We start from the raw sequence: 15,221 nt of genomic DNA, 5'->3' as shown, positions 1-15,221 counted from the left end.
TTCTGCGTTTACTTTTCAGGTAGCCTACTTTCCTAACGGAGTTCATTATTATGAAACGAGTAGTCGTAACCGGTATCGGCATCGTGTCCAGCTTGGGCAACAACTGCCGCGAAGTGCTCGAATCGCTGCGCCAGCTCAAATCCGGTATCGCTTTTGATGAAAGCTACCGCGAAATGGGCTTGCGCTCACACGTAGCCGGCAACATCAATATCGATACCAAAGAGCACATCGACCGCAAAATCCTGCGCTTTATGGGCAACGCTGCCGCCTATGCCTATATCGCCATGAAAGAAGCCATCGCCCACGCCGGGCTCACTGAAGAACAGGTATCAAACGTACGCACCGGCATCGTGGCCGGCAGCGGCGGTGCCTCTTCCGCCTCGCAAGTGGAAGCAGCCGATACCTTGCGCGAAAGCGGCGTGAAGCGCATCGGCCCCTACGGCGTAACCAAAACCATGGCCTCCACTGTGGCCGCCTGCTTGGCTACCCCGTTTAAAATCAAAGGTGTGAACTATTCCATCAGTTCTGCCTGCTCCACTTCCGCCCACTGTATCGGCCACGCCGCCGAACTGATTCAGCTTGGCAAACAAGACATCGTGTTTGCTGGCGGCGGCGAAGAAGTATCGTGGCAGATGAGTTCCCTGTTTGACGCCATGGGCGCATTATCGAGCAAATACAACGATACGCCCGAACAAGCCAGCCGTGCCTACGATGCCGACCGCGACGGCTTCGTGATTTCCGGCGGCGGCAGCATTTTGGTGATGGAAGAATACGAGCACGCCAAAGCGCGCGGTGCCAATATTTTGTGTGAACTCACCGGCTATGGTGCCACTTCCGACGGCCACGACATGGTGCAGCCGTCCGGTGAAGGCGCGGTGCGCTGCATGCAGATGGCACTCGCCCAGCACGGCGGCAGCGTGGACTACATCAATGCCCACGGCACGTCCACCCCGGTGGGCGACACCAAAGAACTCGGCGCCATCCGCGAAACCTTTGAAGGCAAAAAAGTGCCGCTCATCAGCTCCACCAAATCCCTTTCCGGCCATGCGTTGGGCGCTGCCGGCTCCAATGAGGCAATTTACTCTATCCTGATGATGCTTAACGATTTCGTATGCGCCAGTGCCAATGTTCTAAATTTGGACGAAAAAGCCGCCAATTTGCCGATTGTACGCGAAAACATCGGCAAAAAGCTTAACGCCGTAATGTCGAATAGCTTCGGCTTCGGCGGCACTAATGCCACCCTGATTTTCAGCTGCATGTAGAGGCCTACTTAAAAACAGCCGAACCCTAAACTGGTTCGGCTGTTTTTATATGGGTTTTTCTGGCATAAAAAACGGCAACTTCAGCATACAATATCTGTTCATCTGATTCTGTTCACCTAATAATGAGGCAAAACATACAACATCGTTTGTAAAGTTTCTGCCAATTTTTTTCAGATAGCCTTGATAATTACCCAGCCCACTATTATCTTAGTAACGATAGCTCTTTAAAATACACCATGATGATGTATTTATTTTAATTTTGTAGGCAATACGCGCCTTATTGAACAGATAACTTGACTGGTTGTATCCAATATTTTGACTTTAATCAAGAAAATCAATTATCCGCACACTATAACTATTGGATTGAGTTATATAATAAACTAAAACAATACTCTGATTGTTAATAGAGAATTAATTATAAAAACCACACGAAAAAGTTTCCGACTATTTCATTACTTCATTTAAACCAAGGGAGACCACAATGATCAAACATTCCAAATATTCTTCGCTAAATATTGCGCTGATACAGGCACGCGAAGCATTGATGACACATTTTCGCCCACTACTCAACGAAATCGGCCTCACCGACCAGCAATGGCGTATCCTGCGCCTCTTGGCTGAAAACGGTACGATGGATTTCCAAGACTTAGCCCGCAGCGCCTGCATCCTGCGCCCCAGCCTCACCGGCATTCTCACCCGCCTGGAAAAAATGAAACTGGTGGTGCGTCTGCGCCCGGCCAATGACCACCGCCGTGTTTACCTCAAACTCACCGAAGAAGGCGAGCGTACCTTCAACAACTTCGTCGGTAAAATCGATGCCTGCTACGACGACATCGAAACCCAGCTTTCCAAAGAAAACCTGGAACAGTTGCACGAATTGCTAAACCAAATAGCTGCTATCCATGTAGCCACTATGGCACGGATGTAAGGCCTTGCCGCATTACGTAAAGGCTACCTGAAACCTTTATCCGGTTTTTCAGGTAGCCTTTTCTATGACTAAAGCCCTTCACTTCCTACTACGTTGGCTTACTTCTTAGCTATATGTACAGCAGTTTCGCTTATAATCCTGCAGCAAAACAAATATGCCAAAGGCTACCTGAAAGAACCCAACCATGCTCAAACAACGAATCCTCACCGCCTTGGTTTTACTACCAATGATGCTCGGTATGCTATTTATCGCCAACAGCGGGCTGTGGGCACTGTTTTCCGGCTTGATTGCTCTGCTCGCTCTGTGGGAATACAGCCAGCTGTGCAGTATGCCGGAACAAGTGCAGCGGCCCTATTTGGCCGGCACCGCGCTGTTTATGACGCTGGCATGGAGCGGCGGTTGGCAGCTGCCTGCAGCGGCGTGGGCAATCGTACTCGCCTTCTGGTTGCTCGGCATGCCTGCTTGGCTGCGTTTCAAATGGCGTTTGCAGGCCGATTGGAAAGGCATGGCCGCCGGCTGGCTGCTGATGCTGCCTTTCTGGTTTGCCCTGTTGGAACTGCGCCCCAACAGCCAATCCGCGCTCCATCTCTTGGCCGTGATGATGCTAGTGTGGATTGCCGATGTGTTTGCCTATGTATTCGGTCGGCTATGGGGCAAACACAAACTAGCACCCACCATCAGCCCCGGCAAAAGTTGGGAAGGCGTGTTTGGCGGGCTGTTATGCATGCTGGTGTACACCTCATTGGCGCGCGCTGCCGGCTGGTTTGGCTTCAATATATCCTGGCTCGGCATCATGCTCACTGCCACTGTACTTACCTTCGTAGGCATCGGCGGCGACCTTCTGGAGAGCTGGTTTAAACGTGCTGCCGGCGTGAAAGACAGCAGCAACCTGCTTCCCGGCCACGGTGGCGTGTTTGACCGTGTGGATTCGCTGATAGCCGTGTTGAGCGTATATGCCGCCATCGGCATGTTGTTTGGCTGAATAGAAAAGGCTACCTGAAAAGTGTTGGCTTTGCGGAAACTTAACTACGTTCACACTTCGCCTTCAGGTAGCCTTCCTGAGAAACTGCCTGTTTCTATGCTAAAATCCGCCCCCTCAATATTTCAACCCGACAAAGCGGTTTCCCCTTTTAAATGAATATATTCTACGAAGAAAGCGGCCAATTCAAAGTAGCCGCCGTGGTGCAGAAAAACGATAGCACCTATCAGGCCACCACCCAGCATGGCAAACGCGCCAAAATCAAAGCCAACAACGTTTTCGTGGAATTCACCGAGCCGATGGACGCTTTCCTCGAACGCGCCCAGGCCGAAGCCGCACAAATTGATACCGACTTGTTGTGGGAATTTTGCGGCGAAGACGAATTCACCGCCCAAAACATCGCCGCCGACTACTTCGGCCATACCCCAAGCCAGCACGAACTGGCCGCTACCCTGATTGCTCTCTATGCCGCACCAATGTATTTCTATAAAAAAGGCAAAGGCGTATTTAAAGCGGCACCGGAAGACACCCTGAAGCAGGCACTGGCCGCCATCGAGCGCAAAAAACAGCAAGACGCACAAATAGCCGCTTGGGCGGAAGAATTAGCACAAGGCCGCCTACCTGCCGAAATCGCCACCAATTTACGCACCATCCTGCACAACCCAGACAAACAATCACTCACCTACAAAGCTTTCACCAAAGCCGCTGCCGAACTGAAAATTTCCGCCTATCAGCTGGCTCGGCAAACCGGCGGTGTCAACTCATTGCCGCAATACCTGCTTGATGGCTTCTGCTGCAAACACTTCCCGCAAGGCACTGCAGCACCGGAAATCGCCGTGCCTGCTATCCTTGAATTGCCAGATACCGCCGATTTGCCCGCATTCTCCATTGATGATGCCGAAACCAGCGAAATCGACGATGCCTTATCGGTGCAGGATTTGCCCAACGGCAGCAAACGTGTCGGTATTCACATCGCCGTACCCACGCTGGCCATTGCCGAAAACAGCCCGATTGAAACCCTTATTAAACAAAGGCAAAGCACCGCTTATTATCCAGACGGCAAAATCACCATGTTGCCGGATAACTGGATTAAAACCTTCAGCCTAGACGAAGGCAAACGGCCGGTATTGAGCCTGTATGTAGAAGTAGATGCCGATTTTCAGGTAGCCTCCACACCGCAAACCCGCCTCGAAAATCTAACCATCAAGCATAACCTGCGCATTCAAGACATCGAGCCACACTTCAATGCCGACACCGGCCTCTCCGAGAACGAGCCCATACAATTCCCCTGCCAACCGCAGCTGCGCTGGCTGTACCGCTTCGCCGTCGAACGCCAAAAACAGCGTGACCGCTACGAAGAAAACCGCGCTCCGCAATACGATTACGGCATCGAATTCAATCCCGACGGCAGCGTGCGCATCAGCCGCCGCGAGCGCGGTTCACCCATCGATACGCTAGTATCTGAAATGATGATTCTAGCCAACAGCACCTGGGCACAAATGCTGGATGAAAACGACCTACCCGGTTTATTCCGCGTACAAATCAGCGGCAAAGTACGCATGAGCACCCAATCCGAACCACACATCGGCATGGGTGTGGCGCATTACGGCTGGTTTACCTCCCCATTACGCCGCGCTGCCGACTGCATTAACCAGCTTCAGCTGCTTAGTTTGATCGATTCCAAACTATCACCGCGTTTCCAAAAAAACGACAGCAACCTGTTTGCCGCCCTACGCGACTTCGACGCAACCTATACTGCCTATGCCGACTTCCAACGCCAAATGGAGGCTTACTGGAGCTTAATATATCTGGAACAAGAACAATGCCGCGAACTGACCGCCGTATTGCTGAAAGAAGATCTGGTGCGTATTGATGGTTTGCCACTGGTCAACCGTGTGCACGGTATACCGATTGATATTCAGCCTAAAACCCGCATGAAACTAACCATTACTCAGTTGGATGCCGAGCAGCAGCTATTGTCTTTGAAATATTTGAATGTATTGCCGCCTGAACCAGCTACCTAAATAACAATGATAAGGTACTGGTTCAACACAACAAGGGCTTATTTCCACTATTCTCTGCGGATAAAGCAGGCAAATAATCGATTTATCCACAAACAGGCGATTAACCCAGCCACTATTCCACAACAATCCACAGTTGAACTACAAGCAAGCAACAGGGTTTAATTAGCCTATTTAAATGGTTTTAATGAATTTTCTGGATAATCCACTATTCTTATGCTGCTTCAATATAAACAACAAAAATTAGAAAAATTAGATTAAAGAAAACCAACTCAGTTCAACCTAACCCCGTACTAAATCTCAAACTTCATAATCCAAAAATATCATGCAAAACTCTCTTCACAATAAAAGCGATATTGCCGTTATCGGCCTGGCCGTTATGGGGCAAAATCTGACTCTGAACATGAACGGTCACGGCTTCCAGGTGAGCGCTTACAACCGCACGGCAGCCAAAACCGAGCAATTCCTTAACGGCCCGGCCAAAGGCACAAAAATTATCGGCGCCTACAGCTTGGAAGAATTAATCGGCCAATTAAAGCGGCCGCGTAAGGTGATGCTGATGGTGCAGGCCGGGCGGGCGGTAGACGAGTTGATTGCGCAGCTGGTTCCGCTCTTGGATAAGGGTGACATCATCATCGATGGCGGCAATGCCCATTATCCCGATACCGAACGGCGTACCGCCGAGTTGGCCGCACAAGGTATTTTATTTATCGGCACCGGCATTTCCGGCGGTGAAGAAGGCGCGCGCCATGGGCCGTCTATCATGCCTGGCGGCAATCCGGAAGCCTGGTCGGCAGTAAAGCCGATTCTGCAGGCAGTAGCCGCCAAAACGGCCGGTGGCGAGGTATGTTGCCACTGGGTGGGTAAAAACGGTGCCGGCCATTTTGTGAAAATGGTGCACAACGGCATCGAATACGGCGATATGCAGCTTATTTGTGAAACCTACCAGTTTATGAAAGACGGCCTGGGTATGAGCCATGCCGAAATGCAGGCTGTTTTTGCAGAATGGAACAAGACCGAGCTCAACAGCTATCTGGTTCAAATCACTGCCGATATTTTGGGCACAAACGATGCAGACGGCACGCCGCTGGTAGAAAAAATCCTTGACCGCGCCGGCCAGAAAGGCACCGGAAAATGGACCGGTATCAATGCTTTGGATTTGGGCACGCCGCTCACGCTGATTACCGAAGCAGTATTTGCCCGCTGTATTTCCGCTCTAAAAACCCAACGGGTACAAGCCGAAACGGCTTTCGGGCATAAAATCGAGCCGGTGGCCGGCAAGCGGGAAGAATGGCTGGCTGCTTTACGCCAAGCATTGCTGGCTTCCAAAGTTATTTCTTATGCCCAAGGCTTTATGCTGATGCGTCAGGCCAGCGAGCATTACGGCTGGAATTTGGATTACGGGAATACCGCTTTGTTGTGGCGAGAAGGCTGCATCATCCGCAGCGCGTTTTTAGGCAACATCTGCGATGCCTACGCCGCCAATCCGGATTTGGTGTTCCTTGGCAGTGATGCCTATTTCAAAAACCTGTTGCAGCAAGCCTTGCCGGGCTGGCGCAAAGTGACTGCGGCCGCGATGCAGCACGGTTTGCCGATGCCCTGCACCGTATCCGCCCTCTCCTTCCTCGACAGCTACACCTGCGGCCGCTTGCCCGCCAACCTGTTGCAGGCACAGCGTGACTACTTCGGCGCCCACACCTATGAGCGCATCGATCGGCCGGAAGGCGAGTTTTTCCACACCAACTGGACAGGCACCGGCGGCGACACGGCTTCCACCGCCTACAATGTTTGAGGCTACCTGAAAGCTGGTGTAGCTTAGCGGCACTCCAAAATTAAAGGCTACCTGAAAACTGTTTGCTGGTTTTCAGGTAGCCTTTTATAGTGAATTAACAAAAACCAGTACAGCGTTGGCTCGCCTTGCCGTACTATTTGTACTGTCTGCGGCTCGTCGCCTTGTCCTGATTTTTGTTAATTCACTATATCTGCTTGCCGGTTTACGCCGCAGCCGGCAGGGCATGGAAAGCGGCGGGCAGGTTTTGGTTGTGCGGGAAAGTGGCCCATTCGTAGCTTTCCGGGTCGGCGAGAATGGCGCGTAAGAGGGCGTTATTGATGGCGTGGCCGGATTTGTGGCCTTCGAATGCGCCGATTATTGGCGCGCCGATGACATATAAATCGCCCACGGCATCGAGGATTTTGTGGCGCACGAATTCGTCGGGGTAGCGCAGGCCTTCGGGATTGAGCACGTCGTTGTCATCGATTACCACGGCATTACTTAGATTACCGCCCAAACCCAGGCCGTGTGCGCGCATCATTTCCACTTCCTGCATGAAGCCGAAGGTGCGGGCGCGGGCAATTTCTTCCACATACGACGCACCGGCAAAATCGATTTCAAAGGTGGGGTTGCTGCGGTTGAAAACGGGGTGGTCAAAATTGATGGTGAGGCTGACTTTAAAGCCGTCATACGGGGTGAAGCGCACCCATTTGCCCGGCTCTTGTACTTCTACCGGCTTCAAAATACGTAGGAAGCGTTTTTCGGCTTTTTGATCCACAATGCCCGCATCTTGCAGCAGATACAAAAAAGGCAGGCTGGAGCCGTCCATAATCGGGATTTCCGGCGCATTCAATTCAATCAACACATTATCGATGCCGTAGGCGGCCAGTGCCGACATTAAATGCTCAATCGTGCCCACCCGTACGCCGTCTTCAGTAACAATGGTGGAGGAGAGGCGGGTGTCGTTGATCAGTTCGGGCACGAGCTTAATCGGGCGACTCTGTTCGCCGGCCAAATCGGTGCGGCGGAATACGATGCCGCTGTTTTCGGCAGCCGGATGCAGGGTGAGCAAAACCCGCTCACCGGAATGCAGGCCAACGCCAGTGGCTTGAACGGATTGGGCTAGGGTGCGTTGTTTCATAAAAACTCCGAAAAATCTGCATAAAGCAGCTGCCATCATACGGGAAATATGTTTGCCTGTCTTTCTGATTAAATTTGGCTATGGTTTATTTTCAGGTAGCTCCAAGGGAAAAGGCTACCTGAAAACGGAATGCAGCCTACTTGCCAAGCTTCATCTTGTATAGTGGCTTAAAATCACAATGCTACGGCGTTGGCTCGCCTTGACGTATTCCCTGTACTGTCTGTGGCTCGCCGCCTGGTATCATTTTTATTTTAATCCACTATAATTCCACCCGTTTCAACCATAGGCTTTCCCTCCGATGAAGATTTTACTGGTGCGCCTCTCCAGCATGGGCGATCTTATCCACACCCTGCCGGCAGTGCAGGATTTGGCCCGGCGTTGCCCGCAGGTGGAGCTGCATTGGCTGGCTGAAGTCGGATTTGCTGATATTGCGCGATTGCATCCGTTTGTGGCCAAGGTGATTCCGATGCGTTGGCGGCAGTGGCGCAAACGGCTGTTTGCAGCGGATACGTGGCAGCAGATGCGTGCACTGAAGCAGGAGTTGGTTGATGGCGGCTATGATTTCGTGCTCGACAGCCAAGGCTTGATAAAAAGCGCATGGTTTGCCCGCCAAGCGGGTGTGCCGGTGAAAGGTTTGGACAAACACAGCGCGCGCGAGGGCTGGTCGGCGGCGTTTTATGCGCAAGGTTTTCAGGTAGCCAAAGGGCGTGATGCAGTGTGGCGCAACCGCGAGCTGTTTGCCCAAGTGTTCGGTTATCGGTTTGACGGCACGGCGGATTTCGGCGTGCGTGTGCCGGAAGATGCGGCGGTGCAGGGGCTACCTGAAAACTACCGTGTGGCTTTGCACGCCACCAGCCGTGAGAGCAAATTGTGGCCGGACGAATATTGGGTGGAATTGTTGAATCGGCTGCATGCAGTAGATGGTGCAGTGGTGTGGCTGCCGTGGGGCAGCGATGCGGAACGGCAGCGCGCATTGACGTTGGCGGATCAGATAGAGGCGGCGCAGGTGCCGGAAGAAAAGCTTGACCTGCTGCAGGCGGCCTATGTGTTGCGCGGCGCGCGCAGCGTTATCGGCGTGGATACCGGCCTGCTGCATTTGGCCAATGCGCTGGATAAGCCGCTGATCGGCATTTATACCGACAGCGATCCGGCAAAAACCGGCGTGCAGCCCTCAGCTTGGGCAGAGAATATGGGTGGCATAGGTTGCCTGCCACGGCCGGAGGAAGTGTTGGAACGTTTGCTTCTGCTTGAGCAGGTTTATCAAGACAGCCGGAAGATTTTCAGGTAGCCTCAGAAGTTTATGGCTGGGTTTTAGCCATACTTGCATTATTCCCGCCAAATCGGCACAATCAGCCCGTTTTGCCGGATAAGTGAATCACTAAATAGAGAGAAGGAAAAGGAAATTTCATGAAAGCACTGGTTGCCGTAAAGCGGGTGGTGGATTATAACGTGAAAGTGCGGGTGAAGGCCGACGGTTCGGATGTGGACATCGGCAATGTGAAAATGTCGATGAACCCGTTTGACGAAATTGCCATGGAAGAGGCGGTGCGCCTGAAAGAGGCCGGGAAGATTAGCGAAATCGTAGTCGTATCGCTGGGTGTGAAGCAGTGCGAAGAAACGCTGCGTACCGCGCTGGCTATGGGCGGTGATTGCGCGATTCATGTGCAAACCGATGATTATTTGGAGCCTTTGGCTGTAGCCAAGCTGTTGCGCAAAATCGCCGAGCGCGAGCAGCCGCAGCTGATTTTGCTGGGTAAACAGGCGATTGATGATGATGCCAACCAAACCGCGCAAATGCTGGCTGCCTTGCTTAATGCGCCACAGGGCACGTTTGCCAGCAAGGTGGAACTGGGCGAAAACGAAGTAACCGTGGTGCGCGAAGTGGATGGCGGTTTGGAAACCGTGGCCCTGAAGCTGCCGGCAGTGGTTAGCGCCGATTTGCGTTTGAACGAACCGCGCTATGTGAAACTGCCCAATATCATGCAGGCCAAGAAAAAACCGCTGGAAAAGCTTGCGGTGGAAGAATTGGGCGTGGACATTGCGCCTAAATTGCAGCAGCAGAAAGTGGCCGAGCCCAAACCGCGCAGCGGCGGTGTGAAGGTGCAAAGCGTGGCCGAACTGGTGGCCAAATTGAAAAACGAAGCCAAAGTAATTTGAGGATAATGCCATGACTGTATTGATTATTGCCGAACACGACAACCAACATTTGGCCGCCGCCACGCGGCATGCCGTTACTGCCGGCAGCAAGCTGGGTGAAGTGCATGTATTGGTGGCCGGTAGCGGCGCGGCAGCGGTGGCCGAGCAGGCTAAACAAGTGGCCGGAGTGGCCAAAGTATTACTGGCTGATGCCGAACATTATGCAGGTGGCTTGGCTGAAGAGCTTGCACCTTTAGTAGTGAAATTGGCAGCGGGCTACCGCTACATTACCGCTGCTGCCAGCACCTTTGGCAAAAACTTGCTGCCGCGCATGGCCGCCCTCTTGGATTGCCCACAGGTTTCCGATTTAACCGAAATCGTAGACGGCAAAACTTTTGTGCGCCCGATTTATGCTGGTAACGCCTTCGCCACCGTTTCCAGTGATGCGGAAACTTTGGTGCTTACCTTCCGAACCACTGCCTTTGCCGAAGCTGCCGCTAGCGGCGGTCAGGCCGAAGTGGTGCAGGTAGAGGCCGCTCCGGCTCAGGGTTTGAGCCGTTTCATTAGTCGCGAATTGGTGAAATCCGACCGCCCGGAGCTTACGCAGGCCAGAGTGGTGGTTTCCGGTGGGCGCGCCTTGGGTAGTGTGGAACAGTTTAATGAGTTGTTGCTGCCTCTGGCTGATAAACTTGGTGCTGCCATCGGCGCTTCACGAGCAGCGGTAGACGCGGATTATGCGCCCAATGATTACCAAGTAGGCCAAACCGGCAAAGTGGTGGCACCAGAGCTGTATATTGCTATCGGTATTTCTGGTGCCATCCAGCACACCGCCGGTATGCAGGACAGCAAGGTGATTGTGGCCATCAACAAAGATCCGGAAGCGGCTATTTTCAATATTGCCGACTACGGCTTGGTGGCCGACCTGTTTGAAGCCGTGCCGGAGCTGACTGCGGCATTGAGTAATTAAGCGTTTCATGCGTTCGTGTTTCACGTGAAACACAGCAGGCTACCTGAAAACAATCTGCTTTCAGGTAGCCTGTTTCTTATATAATCAGCTTATTTCCTGATACCACCATTGCTATGTCAACTTCTGATATTCACTGCACCTACCGCACCTTGGCCGAACCCGGCCAGGCCGAGTTTAAAGACAAAGGCAGCCGCTTTATCGCCTTTGCCTATCCCGTGCGCACGGCGGCAGAAGTGAAAAACCATGTGGACGCATTACGGCAGGAACACCACAAGGCGCGGCATTGGTGCTATGCCTATCGTTTAGGCACAGACGGCCTGCGGTTTCGCGCCAACGACGATGGCGAGCCTTCCGGCAGCGCCGGCCGGCCGATTTTGGGCCAGATTGATTCGGCCGGGCTGACCGATGTTTTGGTAGTGGTGGTGCGTTATTTCGGCGGCACGCTGCTGGGCGTGCCCGGCCTGATTCATGCCTACAAAACCGCCACCCAAATAGCCTTGCAGCAAACCGCGCAGGTGGAAAAAAATATTGAAAAACGGGTAACCCTGCGCTGCGATTACCCGCATTTGAGCGAGGTTTTGCGGCTGGCCAAACAGCACGGCGTGGAAGTGTTGCAGCAGGATTTGCAACTGGATTGCCGCCTGCATTGCGCCGTGCCGCTAGCTAATTATGCCGCCTGCCTGGATGCCTGGCAGAAAATGCGGGCAGTGGAAATTTTGGAAGACGCACAAGAAAACGGAGAGGCTACCTGAAAATCTGTTTCTAATTTTCAGGTAGCCTTTATAGCCAACGAAATCTTATTTGAAAAGGACAACTTCATGAAATTACTCGTTATCGGCAGCGGCGGGCGTGAACACGCGCTGGCGTGGAAGCTGGCGCAGTCGCCCAAAGTGCAAACTGTGTTTGTCGCACCCGGCAATGCCGGTACCGCGCAAGAACCCAAGCTGCAAAACTTGCCTTTGAAAACGCATCAGGAACTGATTGATTTCTGCCGCCGTGAGCAGATTGCCTTCACTGTAGTCGGCCCCGAAGCGCCGCTAGCAGCCGGCATAGTGGATGATTTCCGCGCCGCCGGTCTGCCAGCGTTCGGTCCCACCCGCGCCGCCGCCCAGCTGGAAAGCTCCAAAGATTTCGCCAAGGCCTTTATGGCGCGGCACGGCATCCCCACCGCGCAATATCAAACCTTTGCCGATGCGGCTGCCGCCCATGATTATGTGGCTGCCAAAGGCGCGCCGATTGTGATTAAGGCAGACGGCTTGGCCGCCGGCAAAGGCGTGGTGGTGGCGCAAACCGAAGAACAGGCACATCAAGCCATCGACCAAATGCTGCTCGACAATAAAATGGGCGATGCCGGTGCACGCGTGGTGATTGAAGATTTTTTACAGGGTGAAGAAGCCAGCTTTATCGTGATGGTAGATGGCGAAAACGTGCTGCCGATGGCCACCAGCCAAGACCATAAACGCCTGCTCAACGGCGACCTTGGCCTGAATACCGGTGGCATGGGTGCATACAGCCCCGCGCCCATCGTTACGCCCGAGGTGTATCAGCGTGCCATGGAAGGAATCATCCTGCCCACCGTGCGCGGTATGTGCGAGGAAGGACGTGAATTCACGGGATTTCTCTATGCCGGCCTGATGATTGACGCCGATGGTGCGCCTTATACCGTGGAATTCAACTGCCGTTTCGGCGACCCGGAAACCCAGCCGATTATGAGCCGTTTGGACAGTGATTTGGTGGATTTGATCCAAGCTGCGTTGGATCGGAAACTGGATACGGTTAAAGCCGAATGGAAAGCGCAAAGCGCCGTGGGCGTGGTGCTGGCTTCCGCAGGCTATCCCGAACGCTCCAGCAAAGGTGGCATCATTGAAGGCATCGAAGCGGCTAACCGCATTAGCAAAGTTTTCCATGCCGGTACAGCCACAGAGGCTGGCTACACCGTTACCAACGGCGGTCGTGTCTTGTGTGTGGTAGGCTTGGGCGATAATTTGGCGGCCGCCAAGCAGCAGGCCTACCAAGCCGTGTCCGAGATTAATTTTCCCGGCATGCAGTATCGCCATGATATTGCCGATAAGGCTTTGCGCTGAGATATAATCGCCCCAAGGCATGATACAGCTGTTGTTGTTTCGCCTTGCTGTACTATTTGTACTGTCTACGGCTCGTCGCCTTGTTTCATGCCTATTTGAAACGACTAAATATTTAAACAAAAACGTGGTTCCAACTGGAATCACGTTTTTGTTAGATAGGTGAATTAAGCTGTGCGCGGCGAGTTTCAGGTAGCCTGCCAATATCTGAAGGCTACCTGAAGGCATAGTTTATACCCTGCCCGTACAAGATTGGCTGCAGGCATGGAGAAGATAGAGTAGTTTTGTTATAATAGCCGCTGGTTTTCTTAGCAATTTCATTGTATTCGCAAGAAAAAACAAGCAGCCGGCGGGGCAGCCGCCGTTTTTGTGTAATTTACATATAAAGGGACATCATGTCTGATAAACTGATTCTGGTATTAAACTGTGGCAGCTCCTCTGTTAAAGGTGCCGTATTAGACAGCACCAACGGCGAAGTTCTGCTGAGCTGCCTGGCCGAAAAACTCCACCTGTCCGACGCGCGCATTATTTTTAAAGCAAACGGTGAAAAACGTACCGTAAGCCTCGCTGGGAAGCCCGATCACACCGGCGCTGTTGAGGCCTTGATGAGTGAATTGGAAGCACGTAAGCTTGACAAACGCATTGGCGCAGTCGGTCACCGCGTGGTACACGGTGGTGAACGCTTCAAAGAATCTTGCCTGATTAACGATGAAGTAATTAAAGGCATTGAAGAGTGCATCATGCTTGCTCCGCTACACAATCCTGCCAACCTGCTCGGTATCCGTGCTGCCATGAGTATTTTCAGTCACGTGCCGCATGCTGTTGTGTTTGATACTGCCTTCCACCAATCTATGCCCGAGTACGCCTACACTTATGCCGTGCCGCGCGAGCTTTATCGCCAATACGGCTTGCGCCGCTACGGAGCCCACGGTACCAGCTATCGCTTCGTGGCCATCGAAGCTGCCCGCTTGCTAGGCCGTAGCGAAGAAGGCCTGCGCCTCGTGATTGCCCACCTTGGTAACGGTGCTTCTATTGCTGCTTCCAATAGCGGTAAATGCTGCGATACCAGCATGGGACTCACCCCGCTTGAAGGCCTAGTGATGGGCACCCGCAGCGGTGATATCGATGCCAACGTGTTCCCATTTCTACACAACAACGTCGGCCTGAATATTGAGCAGATCACCGACTTGCTGCATAAACAAAGCGGCCTGCTTGGCATTTCTGAGCTTTCCAACGACTGTCGCGAAATAGAAGAAGCTGCCAGCAAAGGCCACGAAGGCGCCAAGCTCGCGTTGGAAGTATTTTCCTACCGTTTGGCTAAATACGTTGCCTCCATGAGTGTAGCTGCAGGCGGCCTGGACGCACTCGTTTTCACTGGTGGTATCGGCGAAAATTCCAGCACCATCCGCAGTAAAACCATCGGCTACCTGGGCTTCCTTGGACTCACCATAGATGAGAAAGCAAATCTTGCCGCCCGGTTCGGCGAAGATGGTATCATTAGTCAAGCCGGCAGCACCTCGCTAGTCATGGTTATCCCCACCAATGAAGAGTTGATGATTGCCCAAGATACCGCCCATCTAGCCAGCATCGAATAAACCAAATCACTGTTGAAGCAAGGTAAAGGCTACCTGAAACTGAAGACAAACGGTTTCAGGTAGCCTTTACCTTGCCATATGTGTGCTACCGTCTTCTCTTGCTCGCATATGCTGCACAGCGGCGCGAGTGGTGAACGAGGCGGGCAGCTCAATTTGACCGATAGTTTTTGGATGAGGGGAGTAAGCGATGAAAAACTGTTTTCCGTATTGGTATTGGAACTGACCTTACTGCTGGCCGGTTGTGGTAACAAGCCGGGGGCAGAGTTTGTGGGAAAGTAGCAGATCCCAATTAAATAACTATCAATATGAAATTAAACAAAATGAAGATGCCTTTAGTTGT

Annotated in this window: 12 protein-coding genes; 11 read left to right on the top strand and 1 reads right to left on the bottom strand. The window is 52.7% G+C overall.

Annotated features, from left to right (window positions below):
- Positions 1–50 precede the first annotated feature (50 nt).
- From fabB to gnd, 5 genes are all read left to right on the top strand, one after another.
- The gene (gene fabB / locus A7Q03_RS07910; RefSeq protein WP_067448812.1) at positions 51–1,262 is read left to right on the top strand and encodes a beta-ketoacyl-ACP synthase I; all 1,212 of its coding nucleotides are present in this window, start codon (positions 51–53) and stop codon (positions 1,260–1,262) included.
- Between the two features lie 481 nt (positions 1,263–1,743).
- Entirely contained in the window at positions 1,744–2,190 is a 447-nt protein-coding gene (hpaR, locus tag A7Q03_RS07905; RefSeq protein WP_067439963.1) for a homoprotocatechuate degradation operon regulator HpaR, read from the top strand.
- Positions 2,191–2,374: 184 nt separating this feature from the next.
- Positions 2,375–3,172 carry a phosphatidate cytidylyltransferase gene (locus A7Q03_RS07900; protein WP_067448810.1) on the top strand — a complete coding sequence of 266 codons (798 nt, stop codon included), beginning with the start codon at positions 2,375–2,377 and terminating at the stop codon, positions 3,170–3,172.
- A gap of 152 nt (positions 3,173–3,324) precedes the next feature.
- Positions 3,325–5,193 carry a ribonuclease catalytic domain-containing protein gene (locus A7Q03_RS07895; RefSeq protein WP_067448808.1) on the top strand — a complete coding sequence of 623 codons (1,869 nt, stop codon included), beginning with the start codon at positions 3,325–3,327 and terminating at the stop codon, positions 5,191–5,193.
- A gap of 322 nt (positions 5,194–5,515) precedes the next feature.
- Positions 5,516–6,982, top strand: coding sequence for a decarboxylating NADP(+)-dependent phosphogluconate dehydrogenase (gene gnd / locus A7Q03_RS07890; protein WP_067448806.1), 1,467 nt, complete (start codon positions 5,516–5,518; stop codon positions 6,980–6,982).
- 202 nt (positions 6,983–7,184) lie between these two features.
- On the opposite strand, the gene lpxC is transcribed toward gnd, so the two are convergent.
- Positions 7,185–8,102 carry a UDP-3-O-acyl-N-acetylglucosamine deacetylase gene (gene lpxC / locus A7Q03_RS07885; RefSeq protein WP_064104127.1) on the bottom strand — a complete coding sequence of 306 codons (918 nt, stop codon included), beginning with the start codon at positions 8,100–8,102 and terminating at the stop codon, positions 7,185–7,187.
- 298 nt (positions 8,103–8,400) lie between these two features.
- On the opposite strand from lpxC, the gene waaC reads away from it, so the two are divergent.
- From waaC to A7Q03_RS07855, 6 genes are all read left to right on the top strand, one after another.
- Positions 8,401–9,390 carry a lipopolysaccharide heptosyltransferase I gene (gene waaC, locus A7Q03_RS07880; protein ID WP_067448804.1) on the top strand — a complete coding sequence of 330 codons (990 nt, stop codon included), beginning with the start codon at positions 8,401–8,403 and terminating at the stop codon, positions 9,388–9,390.
- Positions 9,391–9,509: 119 nt separating this feature from the next.
- Positions 9,510–10,259: an electron transfer flavoprotein subunit beta/FixA family protein gene (locus tag A7Q03_RS07875; RefSeq protein WP_067448802.1), complete on the top strand. Its 750-nt coding sequence runs from the start codon at positions 9,510–9,512 to the stop codon at positions 10,257–10,259.
- 10 nt (positions 10,260–10,269) lie between these two features.
- The gene (locus A7Q03_RS07870; protein WP_067439984.1) at positions 10,270–11,205 is read left to right on the top strand and encodes an electron transfer flavoprotein subunit alpha/FixB family protein; all 936 of its coding nucleotides are present in this window, start codon (positions 10,270–10,272) and stop codon (positions 11,203–11,205) included.
- A gap of 113 nt (positions 11,206–11,318) precedes the next feature.
- Complete coding sequence (locus tag A7Q03_RS07865) at positions 11,319–11,957, top strand: YigZ family protein (RefSeq protein ID WP_067448800.1); 639 nt, start codon at positions 11,319–11,321, stop codon at positions 11,955–11,957.
- A gap of 66 nt (positions 11,958–12,023) precedes the next feature.
- Positions 12,024–13,289, top strand: coding sequence for a phosphoribosylamine--glycine ligase (purD, locus tag A7Q03_RS07860; protein WP_067448798.1), 1,266 nt, complete (start codon positions 12,024–12,026; stop codon positions 13,287–13,289).
- 392 nt (positions 13,290–13,681) lie between these two features.
- Entirely contained in the window at positions 13,682–14,881 is a 1,200-nt protein-coding gene (locus A7Q03_RS07855) for an acetate kinase (RefSeq protein WP_067448796.1), read from the top strand.
- The last annotated feature ends 340 nt before the right edge of the window (positions 14,882–15,221 follow it).

This window comes from Eikenella sp. NML99-0057, from assembly GCF_001648535.1.
Classification (GTDB): Bacteria; Pseudomonadota; Gammaproteobacteria; order Burkholderiales; family Neisseriaceae; genus Eikenella; species Eikenella exigua.
This window is presented reverse-complemented; position numbering and strand designations above follow the sequence as displayed.